Origin of the sequence: Idiomarina tyrosinivorans (assembly GCF_003987475.1) — a bacterium.
Classification (GTDB): Bacteria; Pseudomonadota; Gammaproteobacteria; order Enterobacterales; family Alteromonadaceae; genus Idiomarina; species Idiomarina tyrosinivorans.
This window is the reverse complement of sequence record NZ_PIQH01000005.1, coordinates 99,253-121,712: the sequence shown is the minus strand read 5'-3', so window position 1 is coordinate 121,712 and position 22,460 is coordinate 99,253. Positions and strand designations below refer to the sequence as shown.

Annotated in this window: 12 protein-coding genes; 10 read left to right on the top strand and 2 right to left on the bottom strand. The window is 50.1% G+C overall.

All coding sequences use genetic code 11. The features are described 5' to 3' along the window. Nucleotides 1-344: 344 nt before the first annotated feature. A complete protein-coding gene (locus tag CWI84_RS06545) occupies nucleotides 345-1,475 on the bottom strand; it encodes an endonuclease/exonuclease/phosphatase family protein (protein ID WP_241968748.1) in 1,131 nt (376 codons plus the stop codon). Between the two features lie 465 nt (nucleotides 1,476-1,940). Here CWI84_RS06545 and CWI84_RS06540 point away from each other — a divergent pair, with 465 nt between their 5' ends. From CWI84_RS06540 to CWI84_RS06530, 3 genes are all read left to right on the top strand, one after another. Continuing rightward, nucleotides 1,941-5,153, top strand: a complete 3,213-nt coding sequence (locus CWI84_RS06540) for a TonB-dependent receptor (RefSeq protein ID WP_126841783.1) — start codon at nucleotides 1,941-1,943, stop codon at nucleotides 5,151-5,153. A 208-nt stretch (nucleotides 5,154-5,361) separates the two neighbouring features. Beyond that, entirely contained in the window at nucleotides 5,362-8,520 is a 3,159-nt protein-coding gene (locus tag CWI84_RS06535; RefSeq protein ID WP_198674488.1) for a TonB-dependent receptor, read from the top strand. Nucleotides 8,521-8,919: 399 nt separating this feature from the next. Further along, nucleotides 8,920-10,317, top strand: coding sequence for a Na+/H+ antiporter NhaC family protein (locus tag CWI84_RS06530; RefSeq protein ID WP_126841782.1), 1,398 nt, complete (start codon nucleotides 8,920-8,922; stop codon nucleotides 10,315-10,317). A 289-nt stretch (nucleotides 10,318-10,606) separates the two neighbouring features. Here CWI84_RS06530 and CWI84_RS06525 read toward each other — a convergent pair whose 3' ends face one another. After that, complete coding sequence (locus CWI84_RS06525; RefSeq protein WP_241968747.1) at nucleotides 10,607-10,975, bottom strand: GxxExxY protein; 369 nt, start codon at nucleotides 10,973-10,975, stop codon at nucleotides 10,607-10,609. 215 nt (nucleotides 10,976-11,190) lie between these two features. Between CWI84_RS06525 and mltF the strand changes: the two genes are divergently transcribed. From mltF to CWI84_RS06490, 7 genes are all read left to right on the top strand, one after another. Further along, nucleotides 11,191-12,561, top strand: a complete 1,371-nt coding sequence (gene mltF / locus CWI84_RS06520; protein WP_126841780.1) for a membrane-bound lytic murein transglycosylase MltF — start codon at nucleotides 11,191-11,193, stop codon at nucleotides 12,559-12,561. After that, nucleotides 12,562-13,020, top strand: coding sequence for a tRNA adenosine(34) deaminase TadA (gene tadA / locus CWI84_RS06515; protein ID WP_126841779.1), 459 nt, complete (start codon nucleotides 12,562-12,564; stop codon nucleotides 13,018-13,020). 326 nt (nucleotides 13,021-13,346) lie between these two features. After that, nucleotides 13,347-13,829 (top strand): transcription/translation regulatory transformer protein RfaH, encoded by a 483-nt coding sequence (gene rfaH / locus CWI84_RS06510; protein ID WP_126841778.1) that lies wholly within the window; start codon nucleotides 13,347-13,349, stop codon nucleotides 13,827-13,829. Nucleotides 13,830-14,336: 507 nt separating this feature from the next. Next, on the top strand, nucleotides 14,337-18,224 hold the full coding sequence (gene purL / locus CWI84_RS06505; RefSeq protein WP_126841777.1) for a phosphoribosylformylglycinamidine synthase: 3,888 nt from the start codon (nucleotides 14,337-14,339) through the stop codon (nucleotides 18,222-18,224). Between the two features lie 113 nt (nucleotides 18,225-18,337). Further along, nucleotides 18,338-18,580 (top strand): hypothetical protein, encoded by a 243-nt coding sequence (locus CWI84_RS06500; protein WP_126841776.1) that lies wholly within the window; start codon nucleotides 18,338-18,340, stop codon nucleotides 18,578-18,580. 144 nt (nucleotides 18,581-18,724) lie between these two features. Next, a complete protein-coding gene (locus CWI84_RS06495; protein WP_126841775.1) occupies nucleotides 18,725-20,257 on the top strand; it encodes a YjbF family lipoprotein in 1,533 nt (510 codons plus the stop codon). Continuing rightward, nucleotides 20,254-22,377 carry a YjbH domain-containing protein gene (locus CWI84_RS06490; RefSeq protein ID WP_126841774.1) on the top strand — a complete coding sequence of 708 codons (2,124 nt, stop codon included), beginning with the start codon at nucleotides 20,254-20,256 and terminating at the stop codon, nucleotides 22,375-22,377. Before CWI84_RS06495 ends, CWI84_RS06490 begins: the two co-directional genes overlap by 4 nt. Nucleotides 22,378-22,460 lie beyond the last annotated feature (83 nt).

The following is a 22,460-nucleotide window of genomic DNA, read 5'->3' as shown; positions in this document are numbered from 1 at the left end:
CGAAATCTGCCAATACCTCTCCGAACCTGTTGCAATAGCAACAGGCTACCGCGATCTAATCGTAGCCTGCCGCTATTGCGGCAGGGATTCGATCGAGCCCGACCCATGTCGTAGCCTGCCGCTATTGCGGCAGGAATTCGATCGAGCCCGACCCATGTCGTAGCCTGCCGCTATTGCGGCAGGAATTCCCCGAAATCTGCCAACGCCTCTCCGAACCTGTTGCAATAGCAACAGGCTACCGCGATCTAATCGTAGCCTGTTGCTATTGCGGCAGGGATTAGCCTATACCCTGTTGCAATAGCAACAGGCTACGGCATAGCAACAGGCTGCGGCATAGCAATCGGTTATAGCTGGATGTCGAGCCAGACTAAGCGGTGGTCGGAAGAGGCATCACGGGTTTTCATGAGGTTGTAGCCCGGTTCGCCTTGTGCTGGCCAGAAAATGCCAGTGTCTTTGACCTTTAGGTCTTTTGACGGCAATACGTAGTCGGCGCGTTTGCGCCACGCGGCGGTATGGAATTTGGCATCTGGATTGTTTGGCGTGTGCGCCGCGGCAGCAGCACTTTGCGGTTGCGGGTCTTGCACCCGCGGATGCTCTAATAGCTGTTCTATTGCGCCGGGTAAGTTCGCGCCTTCGCCAGGTCCGGCGTTCATATCACCCACCAACACAAATGATGCACTAGCAGCAAGGCCACCTTTATTACCGGCATCGTCGTAAATGTAGTCGGCTTTATTTGGCGACAAATAGTCTGCCCAAAGGCGGATTTCATCAAAGTTGCGAATACCGTTGCGATTTTCTTTGCCATCGAAAACAGGCGGCGTTGGGTGCGCGGCTAATAGGTGAATGACCTTGTTACCCACCTTAACCGGCACGTCCCAATGCGACTTAGAACTTAATGGAAATTGCGCCATGATCTCGTCGCTATACCACGGCTGATCAGTGACCGGATCGATAACACGATGGTGATTAGGCATGTCTTGCCACAAAAAGTTTTGGAACGTTCGCACCTGTTCCGTGAGGATAGGGTAGCGCGACAAAATCACCATGCCGTATTGGCCTGGATACCAACCAAAACCCCAAGCGTCGTCACCTTTGCCCGCGGCTTTACCGTCATGGTTTAAATCAAATGGTGAAGGCTTACCAGTATTCACCGTAGCGGTATAAGCATAGGGGTAGTCAATTGCTGGCTCACCGTTTTGCGGTGTTTGCAAAAACTGTTCACGAAAAATATCGACTGCCTTATGGTCGGGGTAATAATCGAATTCATTCAGCAGTACGATATCTGGCCGCACGCGCTGCAGAATTTCGGCGATGCCTTTAATTTGTGGGTGATGGGCATTTAATGCGTCCAGTAATGCGTGGTCGCCATTGCTTGCCCACTGATCTTCCGGCAAATAGTTGCTGGCATCCATACTAACGTTGAAGGTAGCTATTCTGAGCGTCTGTTGATCAGCCGCGGTACTGGTTGTCGTCATAATCAAGGCCCCGATAAGGCAGCTAAAAGCGAACAATTTGCAGATTGGGTTAGGGAACATCGCGGAGAGCCTTTTAAATGGGTAGCTGGGACAGTATTTAAGAATAAAGGTTCAACTTCGACTAGGCAAATCTATTCAAAATGATTAAAATGCGCGCACAAAAAATGACAAAAAAATGTCAAAAGACACACAAATGCAACTATTTGATGTTCTAGCGCAGTACAAGTTAGTCAATCGTCGCTTATACAGAGGTCAGGAAAGTCGTGCTGAGCGAACGTGGCGCAAGCCCGTTAGCGTTCTGTCTATCCCGTTGTTTTTCATAAAAAACTTACTTTCCCCTCTTCGTGTCATTGTTTCGTCACATGTTCGCGTTTTAATAGCGCAAATCAGCATAAGCTCGAGCAGTATTGAGCAATTCAAAGCAGTTTTTTTTCGTCCGTTAAACTCAACATCAGGGAAAACTCAATGAAATTCAACGGCAAAGTGAGCCGCGTTTCGGCTGCCATTGCGTTAGCAATTGGTATGTCTACCAGCGTAATGGCTCAAGAAACTTCATCAGCCATGCGCGGTGTGATCACCGGACCTCAGGGCAACCCTGCGGCCAACACCAAGATCACTATCATCCATGAGCCTACTGGTACAGTTAGCGAATTCGTTACTCGTGCCGATGGTAGCTTTACTGCCAAGGGTTTGCGTGTCGGTGGTCCTTACAAAGTCGTTATCGATTCTGATAAGTTCCAAGACGCAGAACTAGAAAACCTTTACTTGGCGTTGGGTGAAACCTTGCGCGTTAACAACCAATTGAAAGCTTCTCAAGATGTTGAGCGTATTGTTGTTAAAGGTACTGCTTTAGTACTTGAAAGTGGCGGTGCTAACAGCAACTTCGGTGAAGAAACCATCGATAACATGCCAAGCATCAACCGCGACTTGAAAGACATCGCGCGTATCAACCCGTTAGTCACTATTCGTGGTAACGGCGAAATGAGCATTGCCGGCGGCAACCCGCGTTCAAACAGCATCACTGTAGACGGCATTGGCCAGAACGATGACTTCGGTTTGAACTACGGCGGTTACCCGACGCAGCAACCACCTATCTCATTGAGTGCCATCGAGCAAATCTCTGTCGACGTAGCACCTTTCTCTAGCAAAAAAGGTGACTTCTCTGGCGGTACTATTAATGCGGTAACCAAAACGGGTACTAACGAATTCGAAGGCGAAGTGTTCTACGAATTCTCTAACCCAAGCATGAAAGGCGAGTCTAAGCGCCTTAACCGTACTACGGGTTCATCAGGTAACGACCAAGGTTTCGCTGAGTACGAAACGGCTGATGTCGAGCCGATCTTGAAAACCTCAACCTTCGGTTTATCGCTAAGCGGACCTATCATCGAAGACACGCTGTTCTTCTTTACTAACTACGAAGAATGGAACAGTACGCTTGATTACAACTACGGTTTCAGCGGTAGTGGTGCGAGTAACGAATTCTACACCACGCGCGAGAACTTCGATGAATTCTTACGCATTTTGAACGACACTTATGGTATTCAAGATTCGTTGCCTGGCGCGCCAGAAGATAAAGACCGTAAGTGGTTGACTAAACTAAGCTGGAACATCAACGATGACCACCGTTTAGACTTCACTTACCAGTGGCAAGATAACTCTGACATGCGTGGCCATTCGAGTGGCGGTAACACTGTAGTACTGAACTCTGCAATCTACGACTACCACACGCGCATGAGCAACTTGAGTGCACGTTTGTACAGTGACTGGTCTTCTAACTTCATCACTGAAATGGGCATTACCTTCAAAGACGTAGTGAGTGATTCAATCACTAACTCTGACTTTGGTTCAGTAACTGTTGAAGAATTCTACCGTGGTCCTTCTTACCAGTTCGGTACAGACCAATATCGCCACGCCAACAAAGTGAAAAACCAAAACTTAACCTTTAACTTCGATGCGACCTACTTGCTGGGTGAGCATGAAATCGGTTTTGGTGCGGAGTATGAGCGTCTGCGTTTATACAACAAGTTCGTTCCAGATAGCTTAGGCCGTTGGGAATTCGATAGCTTCGAGGGCTTTGAGAACCGTGAAGTGGGTAACTACAACGGTACCTATGACTTCTGGTATCAGAATGCTTACACCAACAACCCTGAAGATGCTGCCTATGATGCAGTACGCAACACGTTGGCGTTGTACGCAGAAGACACCTTCTTCCCAACCATGGATTTGGAAATCACTGCCGGTTTACGCTATGAGCGTTTGAGTTCAGACGACAAGCCTGCACTGAATCAAAACTTTGTGGATACTTATGGTTTCAGCAACCAAGAAAACTTGGATGGTTTAGACATCATCATGCCGCGCGTTAGCTTCAAGTACTACTTGAACGAAGACATAACCTTACGTGGTGGTGTTGGCCGTTTTTACGGTGGCGTGCCTAACGTATGGTACAGCAACCCGTTCACCAAAGACGGTTTGACGCTAGTAGCTGCGACACCAGACGACATCAATGATTACTTTGCGAATACCAGTGAACCAGCGGATTTCACTCGTGTACCACAAGCAATCAAGGATTCGTTAGTACAGGGTAACGGTAGCACTAACTACACCGATCCAAACTTCGAATTGCCGAGCGACTGGCGCGCTCAGGTAGCGGCGGATTACAGCTTCGACATTCCTATGTTGGGTGACGACTTCCGCGCGACAACGTCATTGCTTTATATTAAAGAGCAAGACGAGCCGGTATGGTTAAACACCGCAATCGAGCCAGTGGGTACTGCTGCTGACGGCGAGCGTGTTATCTACGAGTCTATCTATAATGGTGAACTTGAAGGTAACTTTGACATCATGATGAGCAACGCAGAAGACAGTGGTCGCAGCTTTATCTTTACGCAGTCTTTGGCGAAAAAGTGGGATAACGGCTTCAGCATGACTGCTAGCTACACTCACCAAGATGTTGAAAAAGCCACCTCGGGTTCTTCTTCTCAGGCGGAAAGTAACTACAAGCACTACGTAATCAAAAGCCGTAACATGCCTTTCGCGGCACGAAGCGACTACGAAATTGAGCACAGCTTCAAGTTAACCTTAGGCTACGAGCAAGAATTTATTGATGGTTACAAAACCAATATCAACTTGTTCTACTCACGTCACTCAGGTCGTCCATTTAGCTACACTATGAGCATGTATAAAGATGGTGACTTCGGTGATAGCGTGCAAGGCGGTTTCTACAGCCAGTCTGCTTACCTAGCATACATCCCATCAGGTCCTGATGACGCGAATGTAGACTGGGATAACTCAGTAAGCTGGGAAGAGCTAAGCCGTGTATTAGACAAATTTGGTATTACGCCAAGCGGTTCTATCATAGACCGCAATACCGGTACGCAACCTTGGGTAACGCGCCTTGATCTGAGCGTTCAACAAGAAATCCCAGGCTTTGCTGACGGCCAACACGGTGAGATTTATTTCACCATCAACAACTTAGCGAACCTGATCAACAGCGATTGGGGTGTTGAGAAGCGTTTGGGTTACCCGCAGTTAGACCTTTATGATTTCGGTGGTCTGTCTGCTGATGGCAAGTACCAAATCGACCGTCTATTTAACGGTTACCCACAAAACAACTGGGATGAGTACGAGATCAGTGCATCATCTTGGTCAGTTAAATTGGGTGTGCGTTACCAGTTCTAAGCAACGCAACAAACTATTCAAAAAGCTCCCAAACACTGGGAGCTTTTTTTTTGCCTAAGACAAAAAAGTGTGACTAAAATATGACCAAGCTTTAGCGAAAGTCGTACTGCGGTTGTCACAAAAAGTTCTTTTTACTGTTCACAAAATTGTCACAAGTATTCGCTAAAACAGCATCGTTCAACAAACTACAACATTCAGGAATCAAACCATGATGTTCAATTCTAAGGTCAACCGCATCGCCGCAGCAGTCGCTCTTGCTATTGGTGTGTCAACGGCCGCTTATGCTCAAGAAACGTCTTCTAGCTTGCGCGGCGTCGTTCGCGCTGAGTCTGGCGAAGTAGTTGCTAACGCGACTATTACGCTAACCGATACCCGCACGGGCTCGGTAAAAACCTTACAATCGAATGCGCAAGGCGGTTTTTCTTTGCGCGGTTTGCCAGTCGGTGGCCCTTATACTTTAAAAGTTGTAGGACCAGACGGGCGTGCGCAAACTATCAACAATGTTTTTCTTACGCTGGGTGACTCCGAGTCGGTGAACGTTAGCCTAACGCAACAAAACATGGAAACCATCGATGTAACGGGTACAGCGATGAGCAACTCGTTATATGGCAGTAAAAGTCCAGCAGCAAACTTCAACCTAGAAGATTTGCAAGATATGCCAGCCATTAACCGCGATCTCAAAGACATCGTGCGAATCGATCCGCGGGTCTACGTGGACGAAAGTTACGGGAACGGTGTGCAGTGTGTGGGCGCTAACCCTCGCTTCAATAGCTTAACGGTTGATGGTGTGCGCTTAAACGACAACTTCGGTCTGAACTCAAATGGTTATCCGACAGAGCGGATGCCGTTCTCGTTCGATGCGATTGAACAAGTATCGGTAGAATTTGCACCATTCGATGTGAAATACGGCGGTTTTACTGCATGTAACATCAACGCAGTGACCAAGTCGGGTTCGAATGAGTGGTCTGGTTCCGTATTTTACGACTTCACCAGTGATGCACTTCGTGGTGATAAAATCGAAGATACCGATATCGATAACGGTAACTACACCGAGAAGCGCTATGGTTTTACTGTCGGTGGAGCGTTGTTAGAAGACAAACTCTTCTTCTTTGGTTCTTACGAGAAATTTGAAGGCGTGAGTAACTTCACTCGTGGCCCAGCCGATGGTTCTGCGGGCACCCCAGTTGCTGGTGTTAGCCAAGCGCAGTTAGATGAAATCGCCCAGATTGCTCGCGATGTTTACGGTTATGAGCCGGGTTCGCCAATTGCTTCATCACCGGTCGAAGACGAAAAATTCTTAGCCAAATTAGATTGGTTTATTACCGATAAGCACCGTGCGGCGTTTACCTACAACTACAACAAAGGTTCGTCGTTGACTGAATCGGATGGCGATAATGACGAGTACGAGTTCTCAAACCACTATTACGACCGCGGAGCAACACTGCGTTCTTATGTGGGTCAGTTATTTTCTGACTGGACCGACCGTTTCTCGACAGAGGTACGAGTAGGTTATTCCGAGCTCGATAACTCGCAAGTTACCCGCGGTCCGAAAGATTTCGGTGAAGTGCAAATTGATACGTCTTTCGACGCCGAGAACGACGGCAATTTTTCTGATGCGACCATCTACTTGGGTTCCGATGATTCTCGCCAAGCTAACAAACTGAAGTACGACACCACCTTCTTTAAAGTTGCGGGTACCTATTTTATGGGTGACCACGTTTTATTTGGCGGTTTCGAGCGTGAAGAATACAACGTTTTCAACAAATTTGTTCAGCATGCAGTGGGTGAGTATCGCTTTGGCAGCATCGAAGAGTTTCGTAACGGTATGCCAGACGTGGTTTATTATGGCAGCGGCGCGGGTACGAATGACCCAGACGACGCAGCAGGCGAGTTTAGCTACGAAATCAACACTGCGTACTTGCAGGATGAGTACTACTACGCACCAATGGATATGACCCTAACGTTCGGTTTGCGTTATGACTGGTATACCAGCTCAGACCTCCCCACGGAGAACCAGAAATTTATCGACCGTTATGGCTTTAGCAATGCGCAAAATCTTGATGGTAAAGGGCTGTTGCAGCCGCGCTTAGGAGTTAACTGGCTGGTGACGCCACAGTTAGAATTGCGTGGCGGTGTTGGCCTGTACTCAGGGGGTAACCCGAATGTATGGCTAGCGAACAACTACCAGCAGAATGGCATTTCACAGGCTCAGGTCCGTGCCTACGATGTGGATTTGTTTAATATCGAATTAGCGGGCGGTGACCGCCCAATTTATAATCCACCACAGTCGCTTTACGATGCAGTCGCGAATGCCGACGGCGATAGTGCAGTGAATGTGTTAGATCCAAACTTTGAAATTCCAAAAGAATGGAAATATGCGCTGGGCGGTACTTATACCTTTGATAGTGGCTACATCTGGATGGCCGACTTAATGTATACCCGCCGTATGAACGAAGCGGTAATTTCAAATATCGCGGTTGAAAAAGTCGGTGAATTCGCTGACGGTCGCCCGATTTATGGTGAGAAAGAAGCCGGTCGCAGTGAAGATTTGATGCTGACCAATGCGAATGACACCACAACCGCACTATCGGTATCGACCTCGGTCAGTAAATCTTACGATTTCGGCTTAAGCTGGTCACTGGCTTACGCTTACACCGAGTCAGAGGATGTGAATCCAATGACCAGTTCGGTGGCATACTCAAACTACACATTGTATGCAACGGATGATATTCAAAATCCGCAAGCGGCGACGTCGAATTATGAAATTCCGCATCGCTTCACCTTCCGTACGACTTACAAGCATGACTTTTTTAGTGATTACACCACGACGTTCAGCTTGTTTGCGCAGCGCAATAAAGGTCGTCCGTTCAGCTATACCTTTGCAGAGGATGGTGACATCGATAGCATCTATGGGGATATTACCGATGGTCGTCAGTTAGCCTACATCCCAACAGGCGCAGACGATCCAAATGTCGTATTCGCTGATGGTTTTAACCAAGAGGCTTTCTTTGCATTCTTAAAGAGCTCAGGGTTAGACCAGTACGCTGGCGGCACAGCACCTCGGAACGAGTTCTATAGCAAGTGGTGGACGAAAGTGGATATCCGCGTAGAGCAAGAGCTACCGGCATTCTCAGATAATCATAAAGCCAGTGCGTTCTTTGTTATCGAGAACGTTGGTAACTTGCTGAATAGCGACTGGGGTGTGCTGTACCAAGCAGGCTTCCCGCAGTTCCAACCGATTGCTGAAGTGGTGACTAACGACCAGAACCAATACGTGTTCAACCGTTACATCGAACCACGCGCCCAATCGCGCGAAACTGGCCCATCGCTATGGGAAGTCCGCCTAGGCGTAGAATACAAGTTCTAAGAACGTAGCCTGTTGCTATGCTGTAGCCTGTTGCTATCGCAACAGGTTCACAGATGAACCCCCCGGTATCGGGGAATCCCTGCCGCACAGCGGCAGGCTACCCACCCCGTAGCCTGTTGCTATCGCAACAGGTCAGGCTCGATCTAATCCCTGCCGCACAGCGGCAGGCTACGGCACAGGTCACAGATGAACCCTCCGGTATCGGGGAATCCCTGCCGCACAGCGGCAGGCTACCCACCCCGTAGCCTGTTGCTATCGCAACAGGTCAGGCTCGATCTAATCCCTGCCGCACAGCGGCAGGCTACGGCACAAAGGCATAAGGCATAACCACTAGCCCCTTTCTTTGCGATGGGGGCTAAGTTATTATCGACGCTTCATTTTTATAAAAACGTCGAACCTATGGACAACGCCTGGCTTAGCTTACTCCCCTCCATCCTCGCGATCATTTTTGCTATTGCTACACGTAGAGTGTTACTCGCTTTGGTGGGCGGTATTGTATTAGCCAATATTGTGTTGTTCTGGCCCTCACCGCTAGACATGTTCAGCGGCACCATAGCCAGCGCTTGGGATACCCTAATAAAGCCAAATAACCTACTTATCTGGGCATTTACTCTCGGAATAGGCGCACTATTCGGCGTGTTGGAAAGAGGCGGCACGTTTAACCAATTCGTCGCCACCCTCGAACGCAAGCAACTGGTCGAAAGCCCACGCAAAGCGCGTCTGCTTACTTGGCTACTTGGCGTTATTGTGTTTATTGAATCGAATGTGACCATCATGATAGCCGGCACCACCTCGCGCCCGCTCTACGACCGCTTGGGTATTTCGCGCGAAAAACTCGCTTACCTCGTCGATTCAACCTGCGCCCCGATATGTATTCTTATCCCACTCAACGCGTGGGGGGCATTTAACCTGAGCTTGATCAGTAACCAAGGGGTTGAGCAACCGCTGTGGGTATTCATTCAATCGATTGCGTTTAACTTTTACGCCATTTTTGCGGTACTGCTGGCGCTGTTTGTCGCGCTGTTCAACTGGAACATCGGCCCGATGAAGCATTTTGAACAGGCCGCACAACCACAAACAGCCTCAAAGAACCAATTTGCTGCTGAACAGCCCACCCGCGAAGGTAAGTCTTCACTCCGCTCTGGCACCTCAGTGGTCTTTATTAGCTTGCTGTCGCTAATTGCCGCCGTGCCAATAATGCTAATGGTCACCGGCAACGGCGTAATGGTAGAAGGCGACGGCACCTTTAGCGTATTCGTGGCGATTTTCTTGGCGCTAGCCATCGCCATTATCGGCACGCTGCTTACCCAACCAACATCCATGGCCCGGGTATTTGCTCATGCCCTCAAAGGTGCCTGGAATATTTTGCCGCTCGCTATCATTCTGTGGCTGTCGATCACCTTGGGTAACCTTACCGACGCCCTTGGCACTGGCGAGTTCCTTGCTTCAGTACTCGATCAATCGGTCGCCAGTTGGCTGCTATTGCCGCTCATTTTCTTGCTCTCAGCGCTCACCGGGTTCTCAATAGGCTCGAGCTGGGGCACCTTCGCCATCATGCTACCGTTAGCCATTCCGCTAGCGATATCACTCGGCCTACCACCCGCGCCATTCATTGCTGCGGCGATCTCCGGTGGTATTTTCGGCGACCACGCCTCGCCAATTTCCGACACCACCATCATCGCCTCCATGGCATCCGGCTGCGAACACATCGACCACGTTCGCACCCAGCTACCATACGCACTCATCGCCGGCATCCTAACCACCATCGCCTTCGCCTTCACCGGCGCCGTGCTGTGAATCACTGGGGATCTACCACAGAGGACACAGAGGGATCTACCACAGAGAACACAGAGGACACAGAGAAAACATAATTATTGTTGCAGGCTTTTTCGTTGTTGATGCTGTCTGAGAGCTTGTCGGCTTTCTCCAGCTCAGTCGCAGTCAAACGAACTGAACGCAAATGCGCGGGGATGATGATATGCGCTAAAATTCGGAGCTTCACAGCAAAAAAGCTCCAGCAATCAATCCCTCTGTGTCCTCTGTGTTCTCTGTGGTAGATCCCTCTGTGGTAGATCCCTCTATGGTGTTAATATGCAACGCGTTTTATGCCGTTCTTTAGTCGGGTTTCATTGAAGTTGATTAACAGACCGCGCTTTAGGTGAGAGAGTTTTAGGTAGGTGATGACCTGTGCTAGATGAACTGGGAGTAATGAACTTACCGATTTAAGCTCGACAATAAGCGAGTCCTCAACCAATAGATCAATTCGAAAGCCGAAGTTAAGGCGAAAGCCCTTGTATATAACAGGCACTGGCACCTCTGTTTGAATACAAAGTCCACGCTCTTGGAGCTCAAAAGCCAAACATCCATGATAAGTGGATTCCAATAACCCTGGGCCAAGATTTTTATGGACCTCAATCGCCGCGCCTATTACTTCGTGAGTTAGTTCATCCACCATTACTTTCCCCATCGTTCAACTAAACAGCAAACCTAATCCATGCACAGAAAGCCGCCAGTCAATAACTGCCGCTTAACACGTAAGTTTCCCCAACCTCTCTGTGTCCTCTGTGTCCTCTGTGGTTAAATCGCTTTCTCTGTGTCCTCAGTGCCCTCTGTGGTTAAATCGCTTTCTCGGTGGTAGAATGATTTTATGATGGTTAAGGATGTTAATTCATGGCGTTAGGTTCGCTAACTCGTTGGATAACTGCGGTTTTTTTGTTGGTGCTGATGGCGGCTTGTACCCCACAACGAGAGCCTGACGCGCTGACTAAGGTGCGTGAGCGGCAGGTTTTGCGAGTCGGCACCTTGATGAACCCGACCAGCTACTACCTTAACCATGACAACGAAGACGGCTTTGAATATGACCTTGCCAAGCGCTTTGCCGCCCGACTAGGGGTAGAGCTAAAAATGGTGCCGCGCTATAACGTTGACGACTTGTTCGCGTTGCTAAAAAAAGGCGAAGTGGATTTGTTGGCGGCTGGATTAGACCGCACCAAGAAGCGCGATACGATCTACCGCTTTGGCCCACCGTACCAAATTATCAGCCAAAAACTGGTATTTAAGCAGGGCTCGCGTGAGCGCCCGCGTGACTGGCAACAAGTGGATGACGGCGAGATAGTGGTAGTGAAAGACAGTTCGCACCACGAATTTTTAAAAAGCTTAGGGCAACGCTTCCCCGATCTACAATGGCGAGCCACTAACGAACATGATGCCAACGAATTGCTACGCATGGTCATGGACGAAGAAATTGCCTATACCATCGCCGATTCCAATACCTTAGATGTGCAACGCCGGTTCTACCCCGGATTGAGCGTGGCGTTTACCGTGCGTGATGATCAAAGTGTTGCTTGGGCGTTGCCGCCAGGAAACGATGACTCGCTCTACAGCGCGGTGCTGGAATTCTTCGGTGAACTGCGTAGCAGTGGTCGCTTGGCATACATTGTGGACCAGCATTTTGGTCATGTGCGGCAGTTCAACTACGTTACAACACGGCTATTTATTGACGCGGTTAAAGAACGTCTGCCAGATTACGTAGAAATGTTTCGCCAGCATTCAGGTTCGTTAGACTGGCGTTTACTGGCAGCGATTTCATATCAAGAGTCGCTCTGGAACCCGCGCGCGATTTCGCCAACCGGGGTGCGTGGAATGATGATGCTAACCCTGCCCACGGCCAAGGCGATGGGAGTTCGCAGCCGCCTCAATCCTGAACAAAGCATTCGCGGTGGTGCCCGCTATTTAGAGCAAATGCTTACGCGTATTCCCGCACGGATTCCGGAACCGGACCGCGTCTGGTTTGCTTTAGCGGCATACAATATTGGCTTTGGCCACTTGGAAGATGCGCGCATATTAACCGAAAAACAAGGCGGAAACCCAGACCGGTGGTTAGATGTAAAACAGCGTTTGCCATTGTTACGGCAGAAAAAATTCTACCGCCAAACCGAATTTGGCTTTGCCCGAGGCGACGAACCGGTGCGCTATGTAGGCAATATTCGCCGTTTCTACGACACCCTGAAGTGGTTAGATGAACAAGGGCAAATACCGTAAATGGACGCTGAGCAACAGCAACAACGTTTTATGCAGCGCGCGCTAGAGCTGGCTGCGCAAGCAGAGCAAGCCGACGAAGTGCCAGTGGGTGCGGTCGTGGTAAAAGATGGGCAAATTATCGGTGAAGGGTTTAACCAAGTGATCACCTTAAATGACCCTTCCGCCCACGCCGAGGCGCAAGCCATTCGCGATGCAGGCAAGCGCTTGGGCAATTACCGTCTGGTCGATTGTGACCTCTACGTAACCCTAGAGCCTTGCGCGATGTGCGCCGGGCTTATCACCCACGCGCGGATAAAGCATTTATACTACGCCGCCACCGACCCGCGTACAGGCGCCACCGGCACAGCCATAGAAGTGCTAAACCACAGCAGTATGAACCACAAAGTCGACGTTACCAGCGGCATCCTAGCCGACCAAAGCGCGGACATCCTCCGCCGCTTCTTCCGCGCCCGCCGTTAACAATACCGTAGCCTGCCGCTATTGCGGCAGAGAATAGATCATCTGCGCCCTGTTGCAATAGCAACAGGCTACGACATAGCAACAGGCTTCAGTGATCCCTGTGGTAAGCGAGGGTTTTATGCTACTATTTTTGTGGGCTTTTAGCGGAGGGCGATATGAGAGGTTTCAAGAAAAAGCGCGCAAATGACAATGTTCGTCGCGCCGTTCTGAGCCGTAGACGTCGGAGAGTGGTTGAACGTCGGCAAAAGTGGTTTCGGCTGACGCAAAAATATGGCTTCCCGCGTTTACCTTTTGCCCACCACGCCTCACCACGGAGTAGTTAAATCATGGAAGAGTGGTTTGTCGTAAAGACCAAACCTAAACAGGAGCAGCGAGCACTCGCTAACCTTGAACACCAAGGCATGGAAGCATTTTTGCCGAAGCTATCGCAACAACGAGTCCAGCGTGGAAAGCGTAAGGTGGTGTTAGAGCCGATGTTTCCAGGCTATTTATTTGTGCAACTGCCAAATTTTGATGAGCAGTTTTACAAAATTAAAAATACCTTTGGTGTCGCAAGCTTGGTTCGCTTTGGCGATCATACCCCTACAATTCCTGACAGTTGGGTGCAGCAGCTAAAAGCGACGACCACAGAGCGTGATGATTTCGCACCCAAGGTCGGTGACACCGTAGAAATTGAACAAGGCCCATTCGCTGGTCTCAGTGCCAAAATCGTTGGCCTAGACGGCGAAAGCCGCTGCATGGTGCTACTCGAATTCCTACAAAAACAAGTCACCGCCAGCTTCGCCTACACCGACATCCGCAAACCCTGAACCATCGTAGCCTGCCGCTATCGCGGCAGGGATTCCCCGATACCGGAGGGTTCATTTGCGAACCTGTTGCAATAGCAACAGGCTACGGGGGTGGGTAGCCTGCCGCTATCGCGGCAGGGATTCCCCGATACCGGAGGGTTCATTTGCGAACCTGTTGCAATAGCAACAGGCTACGGGGGTGGGTAGCCTGCCGCTATCGCGGCAGGGAATCCCCGATATCGGAGGGTTCATTTGCGAACCTGTTGCAATAGCAACAGGCTACGGGGGTGGATAGCCTGCCGCTATCGCGGCAGGGATTCGATCGAGCATGACCTGTGCCGTAGCCTGCCGCTATCGCGGCAGGGCATAGAGCATCTTCGACCTGTTGCAATAGCAACAGGCTACGGCATAGCAACAGGCTACGGCATTGCGATACGCTGCGGCGCGGGGGTAGCAACGCATGGTGGCTTTGGGGTATAATCTTCGCGCAAATTTTCGCCGTATTTGACGAAACATCCGGAGCGTAATGTGAACATCCTGCGCGGCGCACCAGCGCTTTCAGCTTTCCGTATTGCCAAGAACCTCGAACTGCTTCAAAAGCACGATATCCCTGTCACTGGCTTATATGCCGAATACCGCCACCTGGTAGACCTGCATGACGATTTAACCGCAGCCCAGCAAGAGGTATTAGCGCAACTACTAACCTACGGCCCGGAACTACCTGGGCACGACCCTGAAGGGCGCTTGGTATTGGTGGTTCCGCGCATTGGCACCATCTCGCCGTGGGCCTCTAAAGCCACTGACATCGCGCACAACTGCGGGCTGACCAATATTCACCGTATCGAACGCGGCGTAGCCTACTTCTTGCAAGGCGACTTGTCCGCTGCCGAGGTGAAACAAGCCGCAAAGCTGTTACATGACCGGATGACAGAAAGCGTGTTGTACGACGAACAAGACGCGAAACAGCTATTCCGTAGCCAACAGCCGCAGCCGCTCAACAGTGTTGATATCTTGGGCGAAGGCAAAGCCGCGCTTGAGCAAGCTAACAGCAGCTTAGGGCTCGCGTTGGCCGATGATGAAATTGATTACCTCGTCGAAAACTTCAAAAAACTGCAGCGTAACCCCAACGACATTGAGCTGTACATGTTTGCGCAGGCAAACTCAGAGCATTGCCGACACAAGATTTTTAACGCCGACTGGACCATCGATGGCGAACAACAGCCGAAGTCGCTGTTTAAAATGATCAAAAACACCTTCGAAAAAGCCCCAGAACATGTGTTATCGGCATATAAAGATAACGCCGCGGTGATGGAAGGTTACGAAGCTGGGCGCTTTTATCCGCACCCGGAAAGCCATAACTACCAGTATAACCACGAAGCCGTCCACATTTTGATGAAAGTGGAAACCCACAACCACCCAACCGCTATTTCGCCTTATCCTGGCGCGGCAACCGGTTCCGGTGGCGAGATCCGTGATGAGGGTGCAACAGGCCGTGGCTCTAAACCAAAAGCGGGCTTGGTCGGTTTTAGTGTATCGAATTTGCGCATTCCAGGGTTTGAACAACCGTGGGAAGAAGACTTCGGTAAACCGGAGCGCATTGTCACCGCCTTAGACATCATGTTGGATGGCCCATTAGGCGGGGCGGCGTTTAACAACGAATTTGGTCGCCCAGCACTCACCGGTTACTTCCGCACCTATGAAGAACGGGTGACTAGCCACAATGGCGAAGAAATACGCGGCTACCACAAACCCATCATGATTGCTGGCGGTATGGGAAATATCAGCGAGCAACACGTACAAAAAGGCGAAATTCCGGTTGGCGCCAAACTCATCGTGCTCGGCGGTCCAGCCATGAACATTGGCCTAGGCGGCGGTGCGGCATCATCAATGGCGTCTGGCGAATCTGCAGAAGACCTCGATTTTGCCTCGGTACAGCGCGACAACCCAGAAATTGAACGGCGCTGCCAAGAAGTGATCGACCGTTGCTGGCAGCTAGGTACAGCGAACCCGATTGCCTTTATCCACGATGTCGGCGCGGGCGGTTTGTCGAATGCCATGCCAGAGCTCGTAAGCGATGGCGGCCGTGGCGGTATTTTTAACTTGCGCGACATTCCTAACGACGAACCGGGCATGACGCCGTTAGAAATCTGGTGTAACGAATCGCAAGAGCGCTATGTGTTGGCGGTAGCGCCAGAAAATCTTGAGCAATTCGATGCCATTTGCCAGCGTGAGCGCGCACCGTACGCAGTAATCGGTGAAGCCACCGAAGCAGAACACCTAACCCTTAACGATGGCGTGTTTAAGAACCAGCCAATTGATTTACCGTTAGACGTACTGCTAGGTAAGCCACCGAAAATGCACCGCGATGTCAGCCGCTTGCAAGCGCAAGGTAAGGCGTTACAGCGTCACGGCATTAGCGTAGAAGATGCTGCAGAGCGGCTATTACGGTTGCCGACCATCGCCGAAAAAACCTTCTTAATTACCATTGGCGACCGCAGCGTGACTGGGCTTGTGGCACGCGACCAAATGGTCGGGCCGTGGCAGATTCCGGTGGCAGATGTGGCGGTGACCGCGTCGAGCTACGACTCTTACCACGGCGAAGCGATGGCGATGGGTGAACGCACACCAAGCGCGTTGCTCAACCACGCAGCATCGGCTCGGATGGCAGTGGCGGAAGCATTAACTAACTTAGCCGCAGCAGACATTGAATCGCTGCAACGGGTGAAGTTATCGGCGAACTGGATGGCAGCAGCTGGGCACCCGGGCGAAGATGCGGGCTTATATGAAGCCGTCAAAGCCGTTGGTGAAGAGCTTTGCCCGGCATTGGGGATTACTATCCCTGTGGGTAAAGACTCGATGTCGATGAAAACCCAATGGCAAGAGCACGGCGAAGACAAAGCCGTAACCGCGCCATTAAGCTTGGTGATAACCGCGTTTGCACCGGTCCAAGACGTACGCAAAACCTTAACGCCTCAACTGCGTACCGATAAAGGCGACAGCCATTTATTGTTGATCGATTTAGGCCAAGGCAAGAACCGTTTAGGCGCATCTTGTTTGGCACAGGTCTACCGCCAGTTGGGTAGCGAGGTGGCTGACATCGACAATGCCGAGAGCTTGCGGGCGTTCTTTGAAACCATCCAGTACCTCAATACCGAACAAAAGTTATTGGCGTATCACGACCGTTCAGACGGTGGACTTTTTACCACCGTGGTCGAAATGGCATTTGCTGGCCATTGTGGAGTGGACATTGATATTGCTGCGCTAGGTGACGATGATTTAGCCGTGCTGTTTAGCGAAGAAGCCGGGGCTGTTATTCAAGTCGCTGATGAGCAATTAACCGAAGTGTTGGAGGCTTTTCGCCGTGCAAACTTAGGCGCAGCGGTGCACCAAATTGGTAGCTTGAATAACAGCGATACCATCAGCTTTACCCGCAACGGTAAGGTGGTATTGGAAAACGAACGAGGGTATTACCGTGCGGTTTGGGCGGAGACCACGGACCAAATGCAGCGTTTGCGCGATAACCCTGTGTGTGCAGACGAGGAATTCCGTAACAAGCAACGCCAAGATGATCCTGGCCTGTCGACCAAGCTCACCTTCGACGTGAACGAAGACGTGGCTGCGCCATATATTGCTAAGGGCACAATGCCCAAAGTGGCGATTTTGCGTGAACAGGGCGTGAACTCACATTATGAAATGGCCGCCGCATTCGATCGTGCGGGTTTCGAAACCGTGGATGTACACATGAGCGACATCCTCTCGGGGCGGAAAAAGCTAGAAGGCTTCCAAGGTTTAGCGGCGTGTGGCGGTTTCTCCTACGGCGACGTGCTCGGCGCGGGTGAAGGTTGGGCGAAGTCTATTCTATTTAACCCACGGGCGCGGGAACAGTTTGAAGCCTTCTTCAACAACCGTGACACCTTCAGCTTAGGCGTGTGCAACGGTTGCCAAATGCTATCGACCCTTAAGGCATTAATTCCAGGCACCGAGAACTGGCCAAAATTTGTGACCAACCGTTCCGAACGTTTCGAAGCGCGTTTTAGCTTGGTCGAAGTACAACGCACAAACTCGTTGTTCTTTGACGGCATGGCGGGCTCAAGAATGCCAATTGCAGTAAGCCATGGCGAAGGCCGTGCGCAGTTTGCTAACGCACAGCAACAGCAGGCATTGGAGCAGAATAGCCAAGTAGCAGTGCGTTACATCGATAACTGGGGCAAGGTAGCAGAGCAATATCCGGCGAACCCCAATGGCTCGCCAGCGGGTATTACTGCAGTAACCAGCGAAGATGGCCGAGTAACGGCAATGATGCCGCATCCGGAGCGGGTGTTCCGCACGGTGTCGAACAGTTGGCACCCAGATACCTGGGGTGAAGACTCAGCGTGGATGCGAATGTTTAGGAATGCAAGGAAATCAGTCGGTTAAATATTTTTACAAACCTATTGCATTCACCTGCGAATTTGTTATCTTTCAAGGTAATCCACCGAGGAATCGGTAGATTGGCCAATCGAAAATAAAGGATGATTTGGAGTAAAAATATGAAAACATTATCTGCTTTGTTCGCAGCTGCAGCGTTAGCTTCAGCTCCTGCAATGGCGCAAGACGCTGGTTCTGCTGGCGGTTCAGGCATCGGCGGCATGTCTGTTGGTGCAGTCACTTTTGGTGTTGCAGCAGCAGCAGTTGCTATTACTGCTTCAACTACTGGTGACGCAGATCCTACAGTTGATCCAACTGAACCAACAGAACCAACTAACCCAGGTACTACTACTGGTACTAACTAAGTGAGTAGTAAAGGTGTTGAAAAGCCGCTGATTTCAGCGGCTTTTTTTATGTCTTTTTGTCACATATCCCCTACTCAAAAAAAGGTGCCTGTGTTATTGTGCAAGGCTTGATATTTCTGACGTGCAGACACTAAAAGGACCAGCATGCATCTGCCTGTTGCAAGAAAATTTGTTATAGCGTTAGGGCTTTGTTTATTGCTCAGTAGTTGCGGTAGTCGCTATCAGGCCATGCGCGACATGGTTACTTATGCCATCGACGGCCCCCCCGACATCGTTTTATCAAAGCAACAGTTAGACGACTTGAAATATGCAGCGCAGTACGTTCGACTTGGAAGCGAGCAGCCACAAGCCTTGTTAGGTTTGGGGTATGACGATGGCGCACGTTACCAGTGGTTGTCTGGCGAGCACGAGTCGTTACAAACGGACTACGGCAGAGTGGTACAAACTAGCCGTCTACCCGCCAATATCCACTTTACCTCAAACTTGGCAAATGACCCGCTTCGCTGTTTGCGAGGTTCGTTAACAAAAAAATGTTTGCACCAGTGGCAGCGCCAAGTGATCAGTGGAGACGCAGAAAATACGCAGTTATATACACTAATTTCTGACTTTGAATGGGCAGAACAGGAACCATTGATTGCACCGGATGGTAGCAAACTGCAAACACAAAAAATCATTGAGAATGTCACGCAGCAATGGCCCGAAAGCATTAACCAATGGACCAACACGTATTGGCTCGAAGTCGGTACTCACCGTGTTGTGAAGTCCGAACAAATGGCTGCGCCAAATTTTCCCAATATTCGTTTGGTAGAAGCGAAGCCCTACCAAAAGGATTTACAACCAGCCGCAACCGCCGAACAAGCGCAAGTCGAACCGACAACAGACGCCGTGGCGAGTGACAGCGCCGCAATAACCGTCGAGGTGCGTTGGTTAGGCGATTCTGACGATTCCACAATGCTATATTTTGCCAAGCCTGTTCGATTGAGCACCATATACAACCGCTTAAGAACGGAATTCCCGCAACGCTACAATAATGTCTACTGGCCGCTCGCTAGGCTGGGCGGAGAAAATGCCTCGCGAAAACTGGAACAGCACCGAGCGGCAGTGGTCCGTGCCCTTCAACAGCAAGACACTTCGCAAGCAACTACACTGGCGCGGCATGTGAAGAACTGGCCGCTGTTCGCCAGCTACCGACTCAATTTATCGCCCTATGCCGCACGACTTACATTAGATAGCAATCCTGTATTAAATCCGCGAGACGAGAAACATTTTGTGCTGCAACTGCCGGTATTCAGCACCGTAGTGCCACAGCGAGCTTATCTTGCTGGCGCGGGTCAGCAATTAGGAATGGTGCAACCTACCTTGGCAAAAACCTATAACGAGTGGCAACAGGTTGTTGGTACTAAGCGTTACGGTACGAGTGATTATTTATGGCAAATTAGTCCCGACGGCACCGTAATGAAACGTCCTGTGGCATTATATAATAGAAATCAAGAAGCGCTTTGCTGGAATACTGACACAGTACTTGCTAGCCATTTGGGCGAACCTCGCGAGTGTAAACCGACAGCATCGGTAACAACGGGGAATGCACTGTATCGGCCGTTTGATAATGTGCCCGCCGAGCTACAACGGCAAAGTATAGCGTTGCTGCGTTATCTAAGTCCGGAGAGTACAAAATGAAACGTTATTTTGCATGGATGCTGATATCGGTATCAGGGCTCGCGGCGGCACAATCAGCCCCTGCACTGGCTCAACAGACCTACGGCAACGTTGAACCTACTCTTAACGATTTGGGAGGTGTGGGTCTGTTGCAGATGCCATCAGCACGCCATGCCGACGAAGGGGAATTCAGCCTGCAGTATTACGATAACCAAGAGTACCGCCGTATGTCGGTAAGTTTGCAGCTTTTTCCATGGTTGGAAACGGTTATTCGTTATAACGACATTCGCACCCGCTTGTACAGTTCGGACCCAAGTTTCAGTGGCGATCAAACCTACAAAGATCGCGGCGTAGATGTGAAATTCCGTTTGTTGGAAGAATCGTACTGGTTGCCAGAAACCAGTATCGGTTTACGCGACCTAGCTGGCACAGGCAAATTCTCCGGTGAATTTATTGCTGCGAGTAAGCGGGTAGGGCCTTTAGATTTTACTCTAGGTCTGGGTTTTGGTTATTTGGGCAGACGAGACAGTATTGGCAATCCATTTTGCCAAGTAGCGGATAAATTCTGCACCCGCCCAACTGGAACAAAAGGGCGTGGCGGTAGCTTTGAAGTAGATGAATGGTTCCGTGGAAACTCGGCGCTTTTTGGTGGGGTGGAATATCAAACACCATGGCAGCCACTAACGTTGAAACTCGAGTACGACGGAAACGATTACAGTGACGAGCCGTCGGGCACACCGATCATTCAGGATTCGCCTTGGAACTATGGTTTGCATTATCGCGTTAACGACTACGTAAACGTGCAGCTAAGTTATGAACGCGGCAACACGTTGATGTTTGGTTTTAGTATTCGTACAAATTTTAACGACATCTCGCAAGTTAAGAAACCTGACTCGCCCCAGCCACCCAAAATGGCGAAAACCCAGTCGTTGCAGCAAGTACCGACTGAGCAATTAGTGCAGCAGTTATATCAAGACGCGGGCTGGGCAATTCAGAAAGTCCGCGCAAGCAACAATGGTAAAAAAGTTGCGGTTTACGGCACACAGCGGAAATACCGAGATAAAGATAAAGCACTCATTCGTGGTAGCCGAGTGTTGGCTGGCGAACTACCGAACTCTGTAGAGCAGTATGAGTTTGTAGAAACCAGTTTAGGAGCCGAGCTATCAAGTTACCAAGTGGATGCCCAAACTACCAAGCAAGCGTGGTTTAAATCAGATCTTACCACCGTCGCAGAAGACGCTTACCAACAACAAGAAGTCCCGTCGATGGACGACAGCCAGGTATTATTTGACCACCCCCATACCATTAAATGGCCGAATTTTGGCATCCGCCCTAGGCTCGACCAGTCGTTCGGGGGACCCGAAAACTTTTATGCTTACCAGCTATTAGCACAAATTGATATGGGGTGGTTACTGCAACCAAACCTCTATGTTGATGGTCGAATAGGAGTAAACCTATTAACCAACTACGACGAGTTTAACTATTTAGTTGATAATTACGAAGCGTCTCTACCGCGAGTAAGAACCTATGTTCGCGAATATGTGACCTTCTCTGATGTTTGGTTAGCACACCTACAAGCAACTTATGTGAAGCAATTATCGCAGGATTGGTATGCATCGGTGTACGGTGGTTATTTTGAGCGAATGTTCGGTGGTGCAGGAACGGAGTGGATGTACCGTCCGCTAATGGAAAACTGGGCCGTGGGAGTAGATGTGAACTGGGCTAAGCAACGTAGCTTTGAAAGCTATACCGGCTTCCGCGACTACCATGTGGTGACTGGCCATTTAACCGGTTATTGGCAACCGAAATTTTTAGAAAAAACCACGGTGCAACTGGCTTTAGGGCGTTTTCTTGCCGGTGATGAAGGCGTACAATTAAACGTTTCTAAGCAATTCGATAGCGGTGTGATTGTGGGCGCTTATGCGGCCAAAACTAACGTATCTGCTAGCGAATATGGTGAAGGTAGCTTCACTAAAGGTTTTTACATCAGCATTCCGTTGGATTTGTTCCAGCGTGATTACACCCGCGGGTACGGCACCATTGGTTGGACGCCATTAACGCGAGATGGCGGGCAAATGTTAGAGCGTCAAACGCAGTTGTTTGGCGTCACTAATGCAAGAAGCGACTTTTACGCTGAATAACAGCAAGTTAGCTTTGCACATACTCAATAATAATAAAATAACCGGACTTTAGGGCACCGCAACCTAAGGGCGGTAGCGTAAAA

Coding starts and splice junctions, on each gene's coding strand:
- CWI84_RS06545 (WP_241968748.1), bottom strand. CDS start 1,475: ATGACGACAACCAGTACCGCGGCTGATCAACAGACGCTCAGAATAGCT.
- CWI84_RS06540 (WP_126841783.1), top strand. CDS start 1,941: ATGAAATTCAACGGCAAAGTGAGCCGCGTTTCGGCTGCCATTGCGTTA.
- CWI84_RS06535 (WP_198674488.1), top strand. CDS start 5,362: ATGATGTTCAATTCTAAGGTCAACCGCATCGCCGCAGCAGTCGCTCTT.
- CWI84_RS06530 (WP_126841782.1), top strand. CDS start 8,920: ATGGACAACGCCTGGCTTAGCTTACTCCCCTCCATCCTCGCGATCATT.
- CWI84_RS06525 (WP_241968747.1), bottom strand. CDS start 10,975: ATGGTGGATGAACTAACTCACGAAGTAATAGGCGCGGCGATTGAGGTC.
- mltF (WP_126841780.1), top strand. CDS start 11,191: ATGGCGTTAGGTTCGCTAACTCGTTGGATAACTGCGGTTTTTTTGTTG.
- tadA (WP_126841779.1), top strand. CDS start 12,562: ATGGACGCTGAGCAACAGCAACAACGTTTTATGCAGCGCGCGCTAGAG.
- rfaH (WP_126841778.1), top strand. CDS start 13,347: ATGGAAGAGTGGTTTGTCGTAAAGACCAAACCTAAACAGGAGCAGCGA.
- CWI84_RS06500 (WP_126841776.1), top strand. CDS start 18,338: ATGAAAACATTATCTGCTTTGTTCGCAGCTGCAGCGTTAGCTTCAGCT.
- CWI84_RS06495 (WP_126841775.1), top strand. CDS start 18,725: ATGCATCTGCCTGTTGCAAGAAAATTTGTTATAGCGTTAGGGCTTTGT.
- CWI84_RS06490 (WP_126841774.1), top strand. CDS start 20,254: ATGAAACGTTATTTTGCATGGATGCTGATATCGGTATCAGGGCTCGCG.